General features: G+C 41.9%; 1 protein-coding gene. It reads right to left on the bottom strand.

Annotation, left to right across the window (positions count from 1 at the left end; genetic code table 11):
- A partial coding sequence (locus CWB66_RS20945; protein WP_252371816.1) for an RHS repeat domain-containing protein occupies positions 1 to 204 on the bottom strand: 204 nt, incomplete at its 3' end.
- Positions 205 to 334 lie beyond the last annotated feature (130 nt).

Below are 334 nucleotides of genomic sequence, written 5' to 3'. Positions count from 1 at the left end.
GTTGTAATGTAAGCCGCTTTCCTCGTCTAAATATTGCCCCTGAAAACGTATTGGCTGAGTAAAGCTGTTCTCTTTATTTGACTCAGACTCGGCTTCTGGCTCCTCAAAACCATACGCATCGGCTTGGTTTTCCCATACGACTTCTGCTTTGTTATTAGTAACAAAACGTGGGGTGTTAAGTTGGTCTAGGTGGTAGTAATACACCTCGCCTTTTTTAATTAGCGCTACTGGGTGAAATTGATTCGGTAGATTAATATACCAGGTATATTCTCCGTGTTGGCATTCACCGATTAACTGGTCGTTATCCCAAAAAAACTAAACTAGACAGCCACTC

Source organism: Pseudoalteromonas sp. S558 (assembly GCF_005886635.1).
GTDB classification, from domain to species: Bacteria; Pseudomonadota; Gammaproteobacteria; order Enterobacterales; family Alteromonadaceae; genus Pseudoalteromonas; species Pseudoalteromonas aliena.
The sequence above is the reverse complement of the archived record's forward strand: the minus strand, read 5'-3'. Positions and strand labels throughout refer to the sequence as shown.